Annotated in this window: 15 protein-coding genes; 4 read left to right on the plus strand and 11 right to left on the minus strand. The window is 63.9% G+C overall.

Translation table 11 applies throughout. The annotated features are described in order from the left end of the window. The first annotated feature begins 13 nt into the window (after positions 1-13). Entirely contained in the window at positions 14-928 is a 915-nt protein-coding gene (locus ABD884_RS17825) for a matrixin family metalloprotease (RefSeq protein WP_376953385.1), read from the plus strand. 302 nt (positions 929-1,230) lie between these two features. On the opposite strand, the gene ABD884_RS17830 is transcribed toward ABD884_RS17825, so the two are convergent. Then, positions 1,231-2,757: a purine-cytosine permease family protein gene (locus tag ABD884_RS17830; protein WP_345048727.1), complete on the minus strand. Its 1,527-nt coding sequence runs from the start codon at positions 2,755-2,757 to the stop codon at positions 1,231-1,233. Between the two features lie 108 nt (positions 2,758-2,865). Between ABD884_RS17830 and ABD884_RS17835 the strand changes: the two genes are divergently transcribed. Then, positions 2,866-4,386, plus strand: coding sequence for a PucR family transcriptional regulator (locus tag ABD884_RS17835; protein ID WP_345048729.1), 1,521 nt, complete (start codon positions 2,866-2,868; stop codon positions 4,384-4,386). 168 nt (positions 4,387-4,554) lie between these two features. Here the strand turns inward: ABD884_RS17835 and purU are convergent, their stop codons facing one another. The 7 genes from purU to glyA are packed head-to-tail and all read right to left on the minus strand — an operon-like array spanning position 4,555 to position 13,383. After that, positions 4,555-5,454, minus strand: a complete 900-nt coding sequence (purU, locus tag ABD884_RS17840) for a formyltetrahydrofolate deformylase (RefSeq protein ID WP_345048731.1) — start codon at positions 5,452-5,454, stop codon at positions 4,555-4,557. 2 nt (positions 5,455-5,456) lie between these two features. Next, positions 5,457-6,848 (minus strand): L-serine ammonia-lyase, encoded by a 1,392-nt coding sequence (locus ABD884_RS17845; RefSeq protein ID WP_345048733.1) that lies wholly within the window; start codon positions 6,846-6,848, stop codon positions 5,457-5,459. Beyond that, the gene (locus ABD884_RS17850) at positions 6,848-7,492 is read right to left on the minus strand and encodes a sarcosine oxidase subunit gamma (RefSeq protein ID WP_345048735.1); all 645 of its coding nucleotides are present in this window, start codon (positions 7,490-7,492) and stop codon (positions 6,848-6,850) included. The genes ABD884_RS17845 and ABD884_RS17850 overlap by 1 nt, the downstream gene beginning before the upstream one ends. Beyond that, positions 7,485-10,442: an FAD-dependent oxidoreductase gene (locus ABD884_RS17855; protein ID WP_345048739.1), complete on the minus strand. Its 2,958-nt coding sequence runs from the start codon at positions 10,440-10,442 to the stop codon at positions 7,485-7,487. The genes ABD884_RS17850 and ABD884_RS17855 overlap by 8 nt, the downstream gene beginning before the upstream one ends. Next, complete coding sequence (locus tag ABD884_RS17860) at positions 10,439-10,753, minus strand: sarcosine oxidase subunit delta (RefSeq protein WP_028266232.1); 315 nt, start codon at positions 10,751-10,753, stop codon at positions 10,439-10,441. Before ABD884_RS17860 ends, ABD884_RS17855 begins: the two co-directional genes overlap by 4 nt. Positions 10,754-10,777: 24 nt before the next feature. Next, a complete protein-coding gene (locus tag ABD884_RS17865; RefSeq protein WP_345048741.1) occupies positions 10,778-11,998 on the minus strand; it encodes a sarcosine oxidase subunit beta family protein in 1,221 nt (406 codons plus the stop codon). Continuing rightward, positions 11,995-13,383: a serine hydroxymethyltransferase gene (gene glyA / locus ABD884_RS17870; protein WP_345048744.1), complete on the minus strand. Its 1,389-nt coding sequence runs from the start codon at positions 13,381-13,383 to the stop codon at positions 11,995-11,997. The genes ABD884_RS17865 and glyA overlap by 4 nt, the downstream gene beginning before the upstream one ends. Positions 13,384-13,537: 154 nt before the next feature. Between glyA and ABD884_RS17875 the strand changes: the two genes are divergently transcribed. Continuing rightward, the gene (locus tag ABD884_RS17875; RefSeq protein WP_345048747.1) at positions 13,538-14,209 is read left to right on the plus strand and encodes a GntR family transcriptional regulator; all 672 of its coding nucleotides are present in this window, start codon (positions 13,538-13,540) and stop codon (positions 14,207-14,209) included. A gap of 265 nt (positions 14,210-14,474) precedes the next feature. Here ABD884_RS17875 and ABD884_RS17880 read toward each other — a convergent pair whose 3' ends face one another. Next, positions 14,475-15,212 carry a VOC family protein gene (locus ABD884_RS17880; protein WP_345048750.1) on the minus strand — a complete coding sequence of 246 codons (738 nt, stop codon included), beginning with the start codon at positions 15,210-15,212 and terminating at the stop codon, positions 14,475-14,477. Between the two features lie 123 nt (positions 15,213-15,335). Between ABD884_RS17880 and ABD884_RS17885 the strand changes: the two genes are divergently transcribed. After that, positions 15,336-16,160, plus strand: coding sequence for an IclR family transcriptional regulator (locus ABD884_RS17885; RefSeq protein WP_345055009.1), 825 nt, complete (start codon positions 15,336-15,338; stop codon positions 16,158-16,160). Between the two features lie 11 nt (positions 16,161-16,171). On the opposite strand, the gene ABD884_RS17890 is transcribed toward ABD884_RS17885, so the two are convergent. Together ABD884_RS17890 and ABD884_RS17895 are read right to left on the minus strand one after the other, a co-directional pair. Then, entirely contained in the window at positions 16,172-17,308 is a 1,137-nt protein-coding gene (locus ABD884_RS17890; protein ID WP_345048752.1) for an aromatic ring-hydroxylating oxygenase subunit alpha, read from the minus strand. Between the two features lie 45 nt (positions 17,309-17,353). Continuing rightward, on the minus strand, positions 17,354-18,550 hold the full coding sequence (locus ABD884_RS17895) for an NAD(P)/FAD-dependent oxidoreductase (RefSeq protein ID WP_345048754.1): 1,197 nt from the start codon (positions 18,548-18,550) through the stop codon (positions 17,354-17,356). Positions 18,551-18,672 lie beyond the last annotated feature (122 nt).

Raw genomic sequence — 18,672 nt, forward strand, 5'->3', positions numbered from 1 at the left:
TTTGGGGGAACACGTGCATTCAAACTACGGGTACGACGGCGGTCCGCCACCCAGGCGTCTCAGTACCGCGCTGGCGCTCGTCCGGAACCTGATGCTGGTAGCGGTCGTTGCAGCCGTGGCCGTGCTGGTCAGCGGTTTCCTCCGGAGCGACCCTGGTATCACCGGCTTGCTTTCGAACCTGAGTCCTTCCGCCCACCCCGTAAATTCCAGGCAAGGCACGGATCCGGGGCAGGCGGCACAAAGAGCCGCCCGCGCCCCCGACACCCCGCCTCCCGGCTTGGAAGAAGCAGGCCACCCGCTTGGCTCCCCTGCCAAACCAGCTGTAGCCAGCAACTCCTACAAGTTCCTGGCGACGAATGCCGATGGCACGCCGGTGAGCTATTCTCCGTGCCGGCCTTTGCACTACGTGGTGAACGCAGCCCTCGCCCCGGCAGGCTCCGAGGGGCTCATCGCCGACGCCATCGCCAAGATCTCTGCGGCCACCGGCTTCAAATTCGTCGACGACGGCGCCAGCAAGGAAAGTCCTTCCGAGAAGCGCATGCCATACCAGCCTGCGCTCTATGGAGATCGTTGGGCACCCCTGCTGATTTCCTGGACCACCCCCGAGGCTGCCCCGGGATTGGCAGGATCGGTCATCGGCACTGGCGGAAGCACCATGTATAGCTTCGGCTCGGGTCTCAAGAGCTACGTGACGGGGAGTCTGGACCTGGACGCCCCGCAGATTATGGAACTCCTGGATGTCCCCGGCGGTGCCCGGTACGTGTCGGCCGTGGTGCAACACGAACTGGGCCATGTAGTTGGCCTTGACCACGTGGAGGATCCAATCCAGCTCATGTACCCGGAGATCGGCGCCCCCGATGGCTTGGCAGCCGGAGACTTGAACGGGCTCTACAAACTCCACTCCGCTCCCTGCCGCGCCGACCTTTAGCCAACCTTTAGCCAGCATCCCCCGCGCCCACCACTGGACATGCCCAGCCAATCCCCGCCGCGCCCACCACTGGACATGCCCGGCCAATCCCCCCGCGCCCACCACTGGACATGCCCAGCCCAAGGTTCAAGCAGTGGACATATGAGTACTATGTCCACTGCTCCTAGCCAAGGCTGGGCATGCTCATTGGGAATGCGCGCGTCAAGGCTGGACATGTCCCTAGTTGCGGGTGGTTTCCAACATCCGGGCAGGCTTGAAGTCAGCTCCTGCGCCTGGGTAGGACGTGGTCATCGGGTTTCCATTCAGTCGTTGACCAGATTGGTGACGGCGACTTCCGCAAGCGGACGCGACGCAGTTGCGGAAGGTGCGGCGGCCGGGGAAGCCACCGGGAGGTATCGGGCATGCACCCGGGGGCCCAGGGCGCCGTAGACGGTCGCGGCAACAAGTCCGCCCGCCAGCCAGGACAGGTCAATCCCGCCCATGGCCGTGGCGATGGGGCCCTGCATGATTGGCAGGACGCCGTACATAAACAGCCAAGTGGCGAAGATGCCCACCACTAGTGCGGTGAGTCCGGCCCAGTTGAAGGCCGGAAGCCGCCGGGTGCCAACAGGATCGAAGAGGCGCTCGACACCTACCGGATGACGCTTGTCCACCCACAGGTAGTGCACCAGCATGATGCCTCCCCATGCGGCCACCCAAGCCACGAGGCCGCCGAGCCACGTGCTCAGTGTCGAGGCGAAGTCCGACTGGACGATGAAGAACACGACGCCGATCAGGGCCAGGAATCCGACAAAGAGGTTCAGCGAACGGCGCTTGGCCTTGATGTCCAAGGCCTGCGCGGCTACGGAAAAGGTGTAGATGTTCAGGATGTTCGTTGCGATGGGACCGTGCAGCACCAGAAAGAGCACCGGGATGGCCAGGACACCGAAGTTGTCGACGATGAGGTGGCCGGGGTCGGCCGTACCGCTCTTCGTGGCAAGGCTGGCGCCAAGGATGCCGAGCCATACCACCGGCAGGAACTGGCCGAACACGGAAGCGAGGTAGACCTTGTGCTTCGGAACGGACTTGCTGACGAAGCGTGAATAGTCGGCCGCGTAGGTGAACCAGGTGATCCCCCAGCCGATGCCGATCACGGTCATCACGGTGGTCATGGCGGCGATTCGTGCGCCACCTTCAAGGACAGCACCGGGAGGGCCTGCGTAGCCCCAGTCGATGTTCATGCCGAACCAGGAGAAGGCGGACATGGCGATCAACACCACGATTGTTGGCGGGACAGTCCACTTTTCAAACGCCGCAATCGCCTTGTAGCCGAACCAGGCGATGGTGACCTGGGCTGCCATGATGACGAAGGCCACAATGATCTTTGGCCCCACGTTGGGCTGCTCCGGGTCGACCATGCCCAGCTTGCCGAGGAGGGCCATCACCAGGTCCAGGATGATCCAGGTGTTGACGGCGCACCAACCGATTCCGAGGAGGGCTTGGATAGCGCTCGGGAGGTAGTTGCCGCGACGGCCGAAGACAGCGCGGGCAAGGACCATGCCGGTGGCTCCGGTCCTTTGCCCCAAGAGGACAAAGATGCCAAAGAGTGCCATGCCGATCAGGTTTCCCACCACCAGGACGGTGACAGTATCGGCAAAACCCAATCCAAGCTGGACGCCGAGGGCCCCAAGGACCCAGTTGATGGGGGCAAGGTTCGCGCCGGCCCAGATCCAGAATTGCCCCGCTACGCTGCGGGTGCGGGCCGATTCGGGAATGGACTGCAGGTTCTGCTCGACGTCGGTCTGCGCCGTTGCAGCCCCTGGCGTCGCAGTGGACAAGTTCTCGTGCATTGGGGGATCCTCCATGTAGGAAAGGGATTACTTCAATGTATGTGCCCCACATCACAAAACCAAGATACGATGTGTACGATACTTGGCCACAATTAGTTACGGAGTGTCATGTCACTACTCCTTTTCGACGCCTTCGAACACGAGAGCCTGAAAGCAACTGAGCCCGTCCTGCGGACTGATGTGCCCGAGGCCCTGTCCCGGCAACTCCGCTGGGTCCATTCGAGCGAAGTGCTGGACATCGCTCCACTGCTGCGCGGCGGCGAGCTGCTACTGAGCGGCGGGCAGGCCCTCGCCCAGGCTTCCGAGGAACGGCGGGTGGACTACGTCCGGCAACTGGCCGCCCGCGGCATCACCGCGTTGGCCATCGAAACGGGCCCGCTCCTGCCCGCCATACCGGATTCCATGCTCGACGCCGGCCAGGACGCCGGGCTTCCGATTATCGAGTTGCGCAAGGTGGTCCCGTTCGTGGGCATCATGCAAGCCATCAACTCTCTCCTGGTTAGCGAATCGGTGGCCCAATTGCAGTTCGGAGACGAGACGAGCCATGCAATGGCAGCAGAACTCGCGCATGGAGGCGGACTGGACCAGCTCCTCGCCGTGCTGGCGAGCCGGTCAGGTGCCAGCGCCAGGCTGCTCTCGCCGTCGGGCATCACGTTGGGAAGCGCGACGGCGCAGGGCGCCGCACCGGAGACCACGTCACAGTCCTGCAGTGTCACCACAGTCGATGTCCCCGTCCGCGGCGTGCTGGCCGCCCGTCTGGAGTTGGAAGTGTCCGACGGCGGCGACACCAACCGGGCGCGGGTGGCCGGCGAGCGTTGCGTCGACATCCTCGGCTTGGCGTTACTGCAGCGCATGCCGCCCGGGCTCAAGGAGCTCGCGGGCATAGAACTCATGCGCGCCATCAGTTCGGGCACCCAGTCATGGCGCCTCCAACAACTGGGGCCTGCCTCCGGCTTTACCGCCAGCGGTCCGGTTGCCGCCGTCGTCGTGCGCTCACCGGCGGCAGGTCAACTCCGAACTGAGCTTGACAGCATCCTGCACGACGCAAGCCCGCAGAGCGCGAGCTATGCGGACAACTCCGAATTGATCGCATTGGCGGCGCTCCCCCCGTCCGAGGCAGTGGCTTCGCGTATGTCGCTCGTGCAGGCACTGAAAGCCTTGCCCGTCCCGGACGGCTCAATCATCGCCGTCGGTCCCTTGGCACAGGGAATCGGCGAGGCGCCTTGGTCGATGGCCGAGGCACGCCGGACGCTTGAGCTGATGTCGAGTGCAGCACTCGGACAGGGAGAGGGGGCAGGAACCGGAAGCGGCGTGGTCGATGCCGAGGACTTCGCGGTGGAGCGCTTGGCGGAAGGAAGCCTCGACCGGACCACGCGTGAGGGATTTGTGCGACGGCAGCTGGGGGCCGTCGTCGAGCATGATGAGCAACGCCGTTCGGAGCTGATGCGGACGTTGGCAGTGTGGCTCGATACAGGGTGCAATACGGCGCAGGCGGCACGGGAACTGCACTTGGAAAGGCAGTCGATGCATCACCGGCTCCAAAGGATTTTCGAGCTGTGTGGCGGGGACCCCCGGGGAACGGGCCGGCTGGCCGCCCTTCATTTGGCAACCCGCCTGGCCCGGCTCTAGACGGAGCTGACGGACTCCCCATTAGTTGAACGCGGAGTTCCCGGAAATGGGGGCCTTCATGCACGGGCGCATCACCCATGACGGCGTGGTCGATTACAGGAACACGAAAACGACTGAACGGCCCACCGTTTGGTGAGCCGTTCAGTCCCTACTTTTGTCGTTCAACCCCTACTTGAGCACCACGGTCCTGTTCCCCTGGAGGATGACGCGGCCTTCGCAGTGCCAGCGCACGGCATTGCTGAGTGCTTTGCATTCGGTGTCGCGACCGGCTGCCACCAGGTCGTCTGGACCGAAGGTGTGGTCCACTTCGACCACTTGCTGGGCGATGATCGGCCCTTCGTCCAATTCCCCATTGACATAGTGCGCGGTGGCACCCACGGTCTTGACGCCTCGCGCGTAGGCCTGGTGGTACGGCTTCGCGCCTTTGAAGCTGGGCAGGAACGAATGGTGGATGTTGATGGCCCGGCCGTCCAGCTTGCGGGCCAGGTCGTCGCTGAGGACCTGCATGTAGCGCGCCAGGACCACGAGTTCGACGTCCAGGCGATCGATGAGGTCAAGGAGCTGCCCCTCGGCCGCCGCCTTGGTGTCCCTGGTGACGGGCACGTGGAAGAACGGAATGCCGTGCCATTCGACGGTCCGCCGGTGGTCCGGGTGGTTGGAGACGACGCCGACAATGTCGACGGGCAGTTCCCCCACGCGGGCCCGGAACAAGAGGTCGTTGAGGCAGTGCTCGAACTTGGAGACCATGATGAGCACGCGCCGCTTGGCTCCGTGGCGGTTCAGCTCCCAGCGCATGCCGAACTTCTCGGCAACAGGAGCGAAGGCTTCCCGCAGCGAGCCAATCGTCGACTCGTCACCTTCCGATGCGAAATGGACCCGCATGAAGAAGTGGCGGTCCATTTGGGAGTCGAATTGCTTGCTGTCGATGATGTCGCAGCCGTGTTCCAGGAGGAAACCGGAGACAGCATGCACGATTCCGCGCGTTTCCGGGCAATCGAGCGTCAGGACATGTTCCACGGTGGTAGCCGGCAGTGTCGCCGCAACGGTTTCGTTTTGGGTCGCAGTCATGGCTAGCACTCCACCACGTTGACGGCGAGGCCTCCGCGGGAGGTCTCCTTGTACTTGCTCTTCATGTCCGCTCCTGTCTCTCGCATGGTTTTGATGGCTTTATCCAGGGATACTTTGTGACTGCCGTCGCCGTGCAAGGCAAGGCGGGCGGCATTGATCGCCTTGACGCTGGCGATCGCGTTGCGCTCGATGCACGGGATCTGCACCAGCCCGCCTACCGGATCGCACGTGAGGCCGAGATTGTGTTCGATGCCCACTTCCGCAGCATTCTCCACTTGCTCGGGAGTGCCTCCGAGGACCTCGCAGAGGCCGGCGGCGGCCATCGAACAAGCAGAACCCACCTCGCCTTGGCAGCCGACTTCGGCGCCGGAAATGGACGCGTTGATCTTGAACAGGATCCCGACGGCGGCCGCGGCGAGCAAGAAGCGGACCACGCCGTCGTCGTCGGCTCCTGGCACGAACTTCGCGTAGTAGTGCAGCACTGCGGGCACAATGCCGGCCGCCCCGTTGGTGGGTGCAGTGACGATGCGGCCGCCCGCGGCGTTTTCCTCGTTGACGGCCAGTGCGAACAGGTTCACCCATTCCATGGCGAGCAGCGGGTCGGCCGAGCTTGACCCTTGCAGACCGGCGTCGGTGGCAGCGAGGGTCTTGAACAACGACGGCGCCCGTCGCCTGACGTTCAAGCCTCCCGGGAGGATTCCTTCCGCAGCGCAGCCGTTGTCCACGCATTCGCGCATGACGGCCCAGATCTGTAGCAGCCGCTCGCGAAGTTCGGCTTCGCTGCGCCACACGAGCTCATTGGCAAGCATGACGTCGGAAATGGACATGTCCTCCCGTGCGCAAATCGCGAGGAGCTCGTCCGCGGTGGTGAAAGGGTACGGCAGCACGGTGTCGTCGGCGACGACTTTGTCGCTCCCGGAAGCATCACCGTCCACCACGAACCCGCCGCCAATCGAGTAGTAGCTGCGTTCGCGCAGCACTGCGCCAGTATGGTCGAGTGCCCGGAAAGTCATGCCATTGGGATGCGCGGGCAGGGATTTGCGCCGGTGCAGGACCACATCGTCGTCCCAGTTGAAGTCCACGCGGTGGTGTCCGCCGATCCGCAATTCGGCGTCAAGGGCGGCCTCGGCAACCTGGTCATCCGCGGTCTTCGTGTCGACCGTCTCCGGTACCTGGCCTTGCAGCCCGAGTACCACGGCCTTGTCCGAACCGTGGCCGCGGCCGGTGGCGCCCAGCGAGCCGAAAAGCTCTGCCTGGACGCGCACCGTTGCCGCGAGTTGACCGGAGGATTCCAGGCCATCGGTGAACTGCTTCGCCGCCCGCATCGGGCCGACCGTGTGCGAAGACGACGGCCCGATGCCAATGGAAAACAGGTCAAGCACACTCAGTGCCATCAGGGGACCTCAGGAGAGGCGAATTCCCTCATGCCATCAAGCAGCCAACGCCCCAGGAAGTCGGCGAACGAAGCCCGCGGGAAGATCAGGAAACTGTCTTCTCCGGTCTTCAGCAGCATCGCCGGGATGTTGCCGATTTCCGTCGCCAGAGCTGTTCCGGGGCGGAAGGCGCGGGGGTGCAGGTCCAGCGAGCAACCCTTTTCAAGGACGTCCCGGGCACGGATCCCGGACAGCTCGAACGTGGTGCGGTTGGCAGACAAGTCCACCACCTGGCCCGGGTCCTCGCCCAGTGCCTCCACCAAGGCCCGGACAAGGTCTCCGCCCAGGGAATCGTGCGCCATTTCCGGTGCCACCACCAGGAATTCTTCCGGGCCGAGCCACAAAGTCGTGGCCCTTTCGGTTCCGGTGATCTCACCGCACGCGGCCGGCAGGCCGCCGGTCACGGACGCGAGGCGAGCTCCGGCGTCGGACTCCCGGTTAACCCGGATACCCACCATGGTCTGGAACGGGATTTCCTTCAATGCCACCGTTCCGGCCACGGACCCGGACTCGAAAGCCGATGCCAAGTGCGATGCCGGGCTGCGGCGTGCCGCACGGAGTTTGTCAGTGTTTATGGTTTCTGCGGGTGTTGCTGTTTCAGCCATCTTTACGGGTCCCTTCAGCGTCGAAAAGTACGGTTTCGCCCACAACGACGTCCAGCAGCTGGTCGCCGACTGCGGCCACCAAAGTTTCGCCGATCCGGTTGCGGCCGTTGGTGATCAGTGCCAGGCCGAAAGAGCGGCCCAAGGCGGCACTGTGGTAGCTCGAGGTCACGAAGCCCTGCATCGGTACGGGGCCGTAGGCCGGGTTGACCGGAATGCCCTTTTCCACGAGCTGGGTACCTTCCGGAAGACGGAGCGAGTGGTCCGCCGGGAGGACACTGACCAGGTGCTTGCGGTCGGTACGGACGGCGTCCTCGCGGTTGTAGGAGCGCTTGCCGATGAAGTCCTTGGCCTTGGAAACGATCCACTCCATCCCTGCATCCTGCGGGGTCACGGTGCCGTCCGTGTCCTGACCGACGATCGGGTAGCCCTTCTCGGCACGCAGCACGTGCATGGTTTCGGTGCCGTAGGGCGTGATGTTGAACTCGGCTCCTGCCGCAGCAACGGATTCCCAGGTGCTGAGCCCGTACCAGGCAGGCACATTGATTTCGTAGGCCAATTCGCCCGAGAACGAAATCCGGCAAATCCGAGCCTGCACGCCGGATGCCAGCGTGGTTTCCCGGAACGTCATGAACGGGAACGCTTCGGCCTCCAGGCCGCCGTCGGCCGCCAACTGCGGCGCCACCTTGGCGAGTACCGCGCGGGATTTGGGTCCGACGACGGCAATCGTGGTCCACTGTTCGGTCACCGAGGTGCAGTGAAGGTCGAGTTCCGGCCATTCGGTCTGGTGCCACTCCTCGAGCCAGTCCAGGACCTTCGCTGCACCGCCGGTGGTGGTGGTCATGAAGTAACGTCCCTCGTCGAGGCGCAGGGTCACGCCGTCGTCGAAGATCATGCCGTCCGGGGTGCACATGACACCGTAGCGCGCCGAGCCGGGGGCAAGTTTCTTGAACGCGTTGGTGTAGATGCGGTTCAGGAATTCGCCGGTATCCTTGCCACGGATCTCGATCTTGCCCAGCGTGGTGGCGTCCATGAAGCCCACGGAATCCCTGACCGCGGCGCATTCACGGAGCACGGCTGCGTCCATGTCCTCGCCTGCTTGCGGGTAGTACCACGGCCGCTTCCACTGGCCGACGTCCTCGAAGAGCGCACCCTGGGCAACGTGCCAAGGGTGGACGGAGGTGACGCGGGCGGGATCGAACAGCTCGCCGCGCTGGCGTCCGGCCAACGCTGCGAAGGCCACCGGGGTGAACGGGGCCCGGTACGTAGTGGTTCCGATCTCGCCGATACTCCGGCTGCCTTCGGCGGGTGCCTCGCCAGCCTGATTGAGGGCCGCGGCGATGACGCCGATGGCGTTGACGCCGGAGGTCTTGCCCTGATCGTTGGCGGTGCTGATGGAGGTGTACCGCTTGACGTGTTCCACCGAGCGCATGCCGGCCCCGGTGGAACGGAGCACGTCAGCCACGGACTGGTCGCGCTGGAAATCAACGAAGTGGTGGTGCCACTCCCCTGCGTTTCCACTCTGGCCGGGAACGAGCCACAACTGGCGGGTGGGGGCGGAGGCAACCGGTGCCTTCGGCACGACGGGAACCGTCTGGGTGCTGAATCCTGCGGCGATGGCTGCAGCTGCACCGGCGGAGACGCCTTCGCCGAGGCAATCCTCCAGTTCGTAGCTTCCACGACCGGCGCCGACGACCTGCTGGTCCCTGACCACCGAGCTCGGTACGAATCCAGCCAGGTCGTCGTCCCAGCGCGCCTTGCCTTGGCGCTGGCTGTGGAGGTGGACCACGGGGCTCCAGCCACCGGAAACGGCCAGAAGATCGCAAGCGATGCGTTCGACGCCGGAGGTGACTTCGCCGTCGTCGTTGAGGCTGCGGACGGTGACGCCGTCGATCCTGCCGTGTTCCCCCGCACCGGACGTATCGGCGACAGCACTCCCGACAAGGATGCGAATCCCGCTTTCGGCAGCGGCTGCGGCCTTGTCGCTGAGCTTCGGACGGGCGTCGACGACGGCGGCGACCTTGACGCCTGCGGCCAGCAGATCGGCGGCGAGCAGGTAGGCCGAATCGTTGGTGGTGCCGATGACTACCCGGCGCCCGGCGGCGACGGCGTAGCGGTTGAGGTAGCTCCGGACGGCCGAGGCGAGCATAATGCCGGGGCGATCGTTGTTCTCAAACACAAGCGGACGTTCATGCGCGCCGGGAGCCAGGACAACCTGCTTGGCACGGATGTGCCAAATACGCTGGCGGGAGACGCCGTCGGCGGCCGGAGTGCCGAGGTGGTCCGTACGGTTCTGTGCCGCGATCACGTAGTTCGCGTCGTAGGAGCCGAAGGCGGTGGTGCGGTTGAGGACGGTGCATTCGGCGGCAGAGACAAGCTCGGCCTCCACGTCCGCGATCCATTCCAGGGCCGGCTTGCCCTCGATGACCTCGCCCAGTTCCGGGTCCGTGGAAACGGAGAGGAGCGAACCCCCGAGTTCGGGCTGGTCATCGATCAGGACGACGCGGGCGCCGGTGCGGACCGCTTCGCGGGCTGCTGCGAGACCGGAGACGCCGCCGCCGACCACCAGGACATCGGTGTGGACGTATTTCTTGTCGTACTCGGCGCGGTCCTCGTTGGGATCCAGCTTGCCGAGGCCGTTCAGGAACTCAGCGCTGAGCCCGTCCACGAGGGACACGGCGGTCGCGGGAAGCATCGACTCGGCGACGTGGCCCGGGAAGCGGGCGGCCACCTTGACCAGGGCGTTGGATTCTTCCACGCCAGCGGACATGATGCCGCGGGGGCGGCCCTCGTAGAGGGAGTTGCCGACGTTGATCCGGCCGTTGGCGAGCAGTGCCGAAGCAAGTGTGTCGCCCGGGTGTCCGGTGTATTCCTGGCCGTCAACGGTGAACCGCCAGGCGATGCTGCGGTCGATGCGGCCGCCAGTGGCGAGGCGGGCGTTCTGCGGGGTCACTTCTTCGCTCCTTCCGGAGTGGTGGCTGCGGTGGTGTTCACATCAGGGCGCGGTTCGCCCATTTTGTAGATGGCCTGGATGTCGTAGCTGACAGTGTCACGGAGCATGTTGAACCATTGACGGCAACCCGTGCTGTGGACCCAGCGTTCGGCGAAGGCACCTTTCGTGTTGTCGCGGTAGAACAAGTACTCGGCCCACTGGCGATCCGTCAGCGCATCCGGGCTTTCCGGATACGCCACGTGGGCCTGGCCGCCGTAGTGGAATTCGGTTTCGTCTCGTGGCCCGCAATTGGGGCAGCTGATGAGCAGCATTGTTGGTCTCCTAAAGGGCTGCGGCTAGTGGGCGACGGCGGCGGCGCCGTGTTCATCGATCAAGGCACCGGTCTCGAAGCGTTCCAGCGCGAAAGGCTTGTTGAGTTCATGCGGCGCACCGGTGGCGATGGTGTGGGCGAAGGTCAGGCCGGCAGCGGGCGTGCCCTTGAAGCCGCCCGTTCCCCAGCCACAGTTGACGAACATGTTCTCCACCGGGGTGGTGCCGATGATCGGCGAGGCGTCCATGGTGGTGTCCACGATTCCACCCCAGGTCCGGAGCACGTGGGCCCTGGCGAAGATCGGGAACAGTTCGACGGCGGCAGCCATCTGGTGCTCGATCACGTGGAAGGAACCGCGCTGGCCGTAGCCGTTGTAGGAGTCCACGCCGGCACCCATGACCAGTTCGCCCTTGTGCGCCTGCGAAACATAGACATGCACATGGTTGGACATGACCACCGTGGGGTGGACGGGCTCGTGCAGTTCGGATACCAACGCCTGGAGCGGGTGCGACTGGATCGGGAGGCGGAAACCGGCCATTTCGGCGAGGACCGAGCTGTGGCCCGCCGCGGCGAGGCCCACCTTTTCGGTGTGGATGGTGCCTTGGCTGGTCTTGACGCCCACCACACGGTTGCCTTCCTTGAGGAAGCCCGTCACTTCGCAGTTCTGGATGATGTCCACGCCGAGTTCATCGCACTTTCGGGCGAAGGCCCAAGCGACATGGTCGTGCTTGGCGATGCCGGCGCGCGGCTGGTACGTGGCACCCATGACCGGGTAGCGGATGTTGTCGCTGATGTTCAGGATGGGGCAAAGTTCCTTGACCTGCTGCGGGTCCAGCCATTCGGCGTCGACGCCGTTGAGCTTGTTCGCACCGACGCGGCGGACGCTTTCGCGGACGTCGCCCAGCGTGTGGGCGAGGTTCATGACGCCGCGCTGGCTGAAGAGGAAATCGTATTCAAGCTCCTCGGGCAGGATTTCCCAGAGCTTCAGGGCGTGCTCGTAGATCGCGGCGCTCTCGTCCCAAAGGTAGTTGGAACGGATGATGGTGGTGTTGCGGGCCATGTTCCCGCCGGCCAGCCAGCCCTTTTCCAGGACGGCGATGTTGGTCATCCCATGGTTCTTCGCCAGGAAGTACGCGGTGGCCAAGCCGTGGCCGCCACCACCGACGATCACGGCGTCGTAGGAAGACTTGGGCTCCGGGTTCCGCCAAAGGAAATCCGGGTGTTCCGGGAGGTGGTCTGCGCTCATTGGGTTGCTCCAATCATTTCTGTCTCGAGTTCGGTGACCGCGGCGTCGCTGCCGGGCTTACTGCTGTCCTGGGAAAGATGCGGGTAAAGGGGGAACTTCTCCGCCAGCGCGGTGACCCGCGCGCGGAGTTCGACGACGGTGTGCTCACCCAAGGTGTCACCACTGGTGCCGGCATCGTTCGTGCCGCTGGATGCGGCGGCGATGAGCGCCGTCGCGATGATGTCGGCTACCTCGATGAATTCCTCGGCCCCGAAGCCGCGGGCGGCGAGTGCCGGGGTGCCGATCCGGAGACCGGAGGAAACCATCGGCGGCCGGGGGTCGAAGGGGACCGCGTTGCGGTTGACGGTTATCCCGATGCGGTGAAGCGTGTCCTCTGCCTGTTGGCCATCCAGTTCGGAGTGGCGCAGGTCGACCAGGACCAGATGGACATCGGTACCACCGTTGACCACTGAAATTCCTGCTGCAGCGACGTCATCTTTGAGGAATCGCTCCGCGAGGAGCTTCGCGCCTTCCAGGACCCGCACTTGGCGTTCCTGGAACTCAGGCTCTGCCGCCATCTTGAATGCGACCGCCTTGGCCGCGATCACGTGCTCCAGCGGGCCGCCCTGCTGGCCGGGGAAGACTGCACTGTTGATTTTTCGTGCGTACTTCTCCTTGGAGAGGATCACCCCGCCGCGCGGACCGCCGAGGGTTTTGTGGGTGGTGGTGGTTACGACGTCGGCATACGGCACCGGGTTGGGGTGGAGGCCCGCAGCGACGAGGCCGGCGAAGTGGGCCATGTCCACCATGAGGTACGCATCCACGAGGTCGGCGATGCGACGGAATTCGGCGAAATCCAGGTGGCGCGAATACGCGGACCAGCCGGCAACGATCAGCTTCGGGCGGTGCTCAAGGGCCAGGGCTTCGACCTCCGCCATGTCGACGCGGAGGTCCGATTCGCTGACGTGGTAAGGGATGACGTTGTACAGCTTGCCGGAGAAGTTGATGCGCATGCCGTGGGTCAGGTGGCCACCGTGTGCGAGGTCGAGGCCCATGATGGTGTCTCCCGGCTCAAGGAGGGCGAACATGGCTGCGGCGTTGGCCTGGGCGCCGGAGTGCGGCTGGACGTTCGCGGACTCGGCGCCGAACAAGGCCTTGACGCGGTCGATGGCCAATTGTTCGATGACGTCCACGTGCTCGCAGCCGCCGTAGTAGCGCTTGCCCGGGTAGCCTTCCGCGTACTTGTTGGTCAGGACCGATCCCTGCGCCTGCATGACCGCGGCAGGTGCGAAGTTTTCGGAGGCGATCATTTCCAGCGTGGACTGCTGCCGGATGAGTTCCTGGGCGATCGCTTGTTCAACCTCCGGGTCCGCCTCGATGAGTGGACGGATCAGCGGTTCAACCATCGTGTTCTCCTTTGAAATACTTATGTTTACCGACTAATAATCAACTGATATATTAGAACTGTTGCCATAGTATGTTGAAGATCACACAGCCGTCAACAGCCCGGCAGCACGGGAAGAGCCAGACTTGGAATTGCGGCACAACGGGAGAGAGCATATGAGCACGGCATTGGAAGCACTAGACACCGGCATCCAGGGAACGTCCTTGGCTGACAACGCCTACCTGCTCTTGCGCGACCGCCTCATCATGATGGAGATCAAACCCGGAGACCCCATCAATGACGGGCAGATTGCCGCGGAACTCGGCATCGGACGAACACCTGTGCGTGAGGCCATCAAACGGCTCGAAAGCGACCACTTGGTGGTGTCCTATCCCCGCCGCGGAACCTTTGCCACCGGCGTCGACATCACCCAACTGGCGGATGTCTCCGAAATCCGGGAGCTGCTCGAGCCCTTGGCATCAAAACGGGCGGCCCGCTTGGCAAGCCCCAAGCTGCGCCAAGAGCTGCGTGACGTCGCTGCCGCCATCAGCAGCCTGGAAACCCACGACGCCGCACAGCAGGAACTCATGCGCTACGACATCCAGGTGCACCGGCTTATCTACAAGGCCGCCGGCAATCCGCACCTCGAAGACGTCTTGATCCGCTACGACAACCTGGCGACACGGATTTGGTGCTACATGCTGGACAAAATGCCTTCCGTATCAGGCCACGTCACCGAGCATGCCGAACTGCTCACCGCAATCGCCGACGGCGATGAGGACCGCGCGGCTGCGCTCGCCCTGCACCACGTGGTGAGTTTCGAAGAGACGATCCGCAAGGTGCTCTAGCTTTCGAGCCGTCCCTAACCGCTCTTCTTCCAGTGCTTGGGCCACTTCGCGTTCAATAACAGCAAGCCCAACAAGAGCCCATCAACCGCCACGACGCCCGCCGCGAGGTAAGCCCAAGCGATAATCATGGCCGCTTCACCACCAGTCGGCGGCTCGAAGTGCGGGATTGCATCAGAATACGCATACCAATCTCCTGACCCGGATCCCCCCAGTCACTCGATAGTTCACCAAGTGTGGCACGACGACGCCTAAGAAGAAACGGCCTTTAGCCGGGAGTGAGGACGCAGAATTCGTTGCCCTCCGTGTCGGCGAGGCATACCCATGGCACATCGCCTTGGCCGACGTCGGCATCCGTGGCCCCGAGGGCCCGCAGCCGGGCCACCTCTGCCGCTTGGTCATCGCCGCGATACGGCCGCAGGTCGAGATGGACACGGCCGGACACGGCATTCGCGGCGGGTGTGCGGACGAACTCCAGATATGGCCCGACACCCTTGGCCGAACGCAGCCTCGCAAAATCGTCGGTCACCTCGTGCAGGGACCAGTCCATCGCCCCGCTCCAGAACCGGGCCATGGCCCGCGGATCCGCACAGTTGACCACCACCGCGGCGATCGGCCCGGTGTCCCGGTAGATCGGCCGAGGCTCCAGCACGCAGAACAGGTTGCCCTCCGGGTCGGCCAGGACGGTCCACGGCACATCGCCCTGGCCAATGTCGGCGGGCGTCGCGCCGAGCTTCAACAGGCGTCCCATGAGCTCCGCTTGATGGGCCGCAGAGGTGGTGGAGAGGTCCAGGTGGGCGCGGTACCTGACCGTTTCGGGGTCCGGGACCGTGACGACATCGACGCACACGGCGGCAGGGTCCGGCCCGACAAAACCCAAAGGTTCAACATTGGTCACACCGGGTCCTTCGCTGGAAACACCCCAGCCGAGCGCCTCCGCCCAAAACCGGCCGAGAGCCGAGTCATCCCCGGCCTTGAAATTCACCTGAACAAGTCGCAGTGCCATACCGCCTGATTTTATAACCAGGCAATACTTTTATAACCAGGCAATACCGGATAGACGGCAGTACCCCAGGACACGAAGCCCGGAAAGACCGCTCACTTGACCGCGTTTGAGACGATGAACCACATGGACGCTGACGCAAGCCTTGCCAACGACCCCGATACCGATCCCGCCGGAGCGCAACACGCCGGTGTGCAGTCCGTGGACCGGGCCATCACCGTGCTCGAAATCATCGCCCGCAACGGCGATGCCGGCGTGAGTGAGATCGCGGAGGAAATGGGCGTCCACAAGTCAACGGCGTCGCGACTGCTGAGCGCGCTGGACTCTCGTGGCATGGTGCAGCAGAATCACGAGCGCGGAAAATACCAACTCGGTTTCAACATCCTGCGCCTGGCTAGCGCCATTCCCGCCCGCCTCAGTCTGGTGAGGGAGGCCAGGGAAGACCTCGAAGCCTTGGCCGAGAAGTTCGCCGAGACTGCCAACCTGGCAGTGCTACGGTCCAACTTCGCAGTCAACGTGGATCAGGCCATTGGCCCGAACACGCTGGGAACCCAGGACTGGATCGGCGGACTCACGCCGCTCCACGCGACATCCAGCGGCAAGGTCATGCTCGCCGCCCTGCCGCCTGCGACGCGCGACCGTGTTCTCAGGGAAGCCGGTCAAGCCCAATACACGCCACGCACCATCACCGACCGCGACGAGTTGGAACAGCAAATGCCGGTCATTGCCGAGGCCGGTTACGCGGCCACGTACGAAGAGCTCGAACGCGGACTCAACGCCGTCGCCGTTCCTATCCGCAACCACAGCGGCACGGTCATCGGAGCAATCAGCCTTTCCGGCCCCGCCTTCCGTTTCGAGCCGGAAAAAATACCCGGCCTCCTTGATGCGCTCAAGCAGGCCGGGCATTCAATCAGTGTCAAGATGGGCTACACCGCAGCCAGCGGCGCCTAGGGCATAGTGGGCTAGTCCCCAGCCGGAACGTCGGCGATCTTGCCGGTCACCCAGCTATGGAACGCCTCGATGTGGTGCTCACTGGGGACAAGGACGCCGCCCTTGGCATAGATTTTGGACCCCATGGCCGGCTGGCAGCGTTCGCAGGCGTCAAAGTCCTGCTCGTTCACCCGGTGGAACAGCTCCACGGACGCGCTCACGTCCTTGCCGGATTCCACCACGCTGGGCAGGTAGAGCCAGTCGCATTCAACGATCGTGTGGTCTGCAGCCAGCGGGAACATGCGGTGGATGATGACGTGGTCCGGGACCAAGTTGACGAAGACATTCGGCTTGATGGTCACGGCGTAGTAACGGCGGTCTTGGTCGTCGCCGACACCGGGAATGCGGTCCAGGCCCTCGGAGCCGTCGATGGTGAAGCCCTTGATGTCGTCGCCGAACTCGGCGCCATGGCCCACGAAGTACTGGGCTGCCAAGCCGTCGGCGAACTCGGGGAGGACTTCGGTCAGCTCGGGGTGGATTGTGGCGCAGTGGTAGCACTCCATGAAGTTCTCAATGATGAGCTTCCAGTTGGCTTTGACGTCGTACTTGATGCGCCTGCCTAGGCTCAGGTTGGCGATGTCGTAGTTGTCAACGGCCCGCAGGTCTCCGAGCCGCTCCTCGATGGCCCCCATGACGTCTTCTTCGAACGACGGGGGCTCGTCCGCGAGGCAGACCCAGACGTAGCCCATGTATTCGCGGACGTGGACCTTGACCAGCCCGTATTCGTTGCGGTCGATATCGGGCATCTTGGTGAGGTTGGGGGCCGCGATGAGCTTGCCCTCAAGGTCGTAGGTCCAAGCGTGGTAAGGGCACTGGAATGAGCGGTTGGCTTCGCCGGATTCCTCCATGCACAGCTTCACTCCGCGGTGCCGGCAAATGTTGTAAAAAGCGCGGATCTCTCCCTTGCGGGTGCGGTTGATGAGTACGCTCTCCCGGCCGATCTGCACGGTTTTGAATGAGCCGGCTTTTTCCAGGTCCGCGGTCCGCACTGCGCAGAACCACATTTGTTCGAAGACGTGCTCTTGCTCGGCGCGGAAGATGTCTTCACTGACATACGTGTGGCCAGGGAGAGTGGGGATCAGGCTGGGGGAAACAACTTCAGTGGTCATGCTGACTCCTATTCAGTGATGAACGTGGTTGAGGCTTGGGAATGCTTATGGGGCTGCCAGGAGAGGCTGGGTGGTGCTCGCGTTGAGTTGCCTCCGCCAACGGGTGAACAGGCGCGGTTGGTTCACCCCGAGGACGCCCACCGGTTCATCTCCCCGGTAATAAACGGCGAGGAAACTGTGGTCCTCCAAGGCCCCAGCCTCGATCTCGACGCGCTCTGCGTCCCGCGCGTGGCCGGCGAACTGGAGCTTCACTCCGTACTGGTCAGACCAGAAGTACGGCACGTTGAGAGGAAGAGGCGCGGCAGAGTGATCCAAGAGTCCGGTCACGGCCAGGGCGGCACGTTCCTGGGCGTCGCTCCAATGCTCCACGCGATGGTGCCGCCCGCTGCGTGCGTCGAACCAGGCCGCGCAGTCTCCCACGGCAACCACGCCGGGGACGTTGGTCCGTCCCATCGAATCGCACGTCACGCCGTCGTCGAGCTCCACGCCCGAACCGGCCAGCCACCCGACGTTGGGTACCGCACCGATACCGAGGAGTACGACGTCGGCGGAACGGTACTGTCCGTTGCTGAGCCGGACGCCGGTCACATTTCCTTCGTAGCTGTAATACGAATCGATTCCGGTGTCACAAAGCAGCTCGACGCCATTCATCCCATGGAGCGTGGCCAAGACGGCAGCCATCTCCGAACCGAGCGGACCGCTCAGGGGCATGTGGCTCTTGCAGACGATGGTGACGTCCATTCCCAGGCTTTTTGCAGTTGATGCCACCTCCGCGCCGATAAAGCCGGCGCCCACAACCAACAGGCGGCTGCCGGCAACGAGTTCCGGGGCCAGATCCTGGGCATCTTGGAGAGTCCGCAAGGTAAAAACATTGGCTAGGCCCGCAAGTTCGGGCAGCGTGCGTGCTGAGGCTCCTGTGGCAATCACGACGCCGTCCGCCACCACCGCACGCCCGTCGCCCAGGGTGATGGTCCCGGTGGCGGCGTCGAAGCTTCGCGCGGGCGAGCCGAGCAGCCATTCGGCCTGCAAGGGATCTTCCGCTTCCGTCCCTTCGGCTTCCAGCAACAGGTGCTGGACTCCGATTTTTCCTGCCAGGAATTCCTTGGACAGCGGCGGTCGGTCATACGGCCGCTGCTGTTCATCGCCAATGATGAGCAGCCGGCCGCAAAAGCCTTGCGCCCGCGCAGCGCGGGCGGCGGAAAGTCCCGCCAATGATGCCCCCACGATCGCCAATGTCTCCATGGCTTCCTCCTTGCCGGGCCGTTCCACAATTTATTGCGCATTACGCAACAAAATTCATTATGCGAAACAGCGTGACCGACTTCACATCGCGTGTCAAGGAATCTGCGCAGGAAGTTCAACCC

This window comes from Arthrobacter methylotrophus (genome assembly GCF_039539965.1).
Lineage (GTDB): Bacteria > Actinomycetota > Actinomycetes > Actinomycetales > Micrococcaceae > Arthrobacter > Arthrobacter methylotrophus.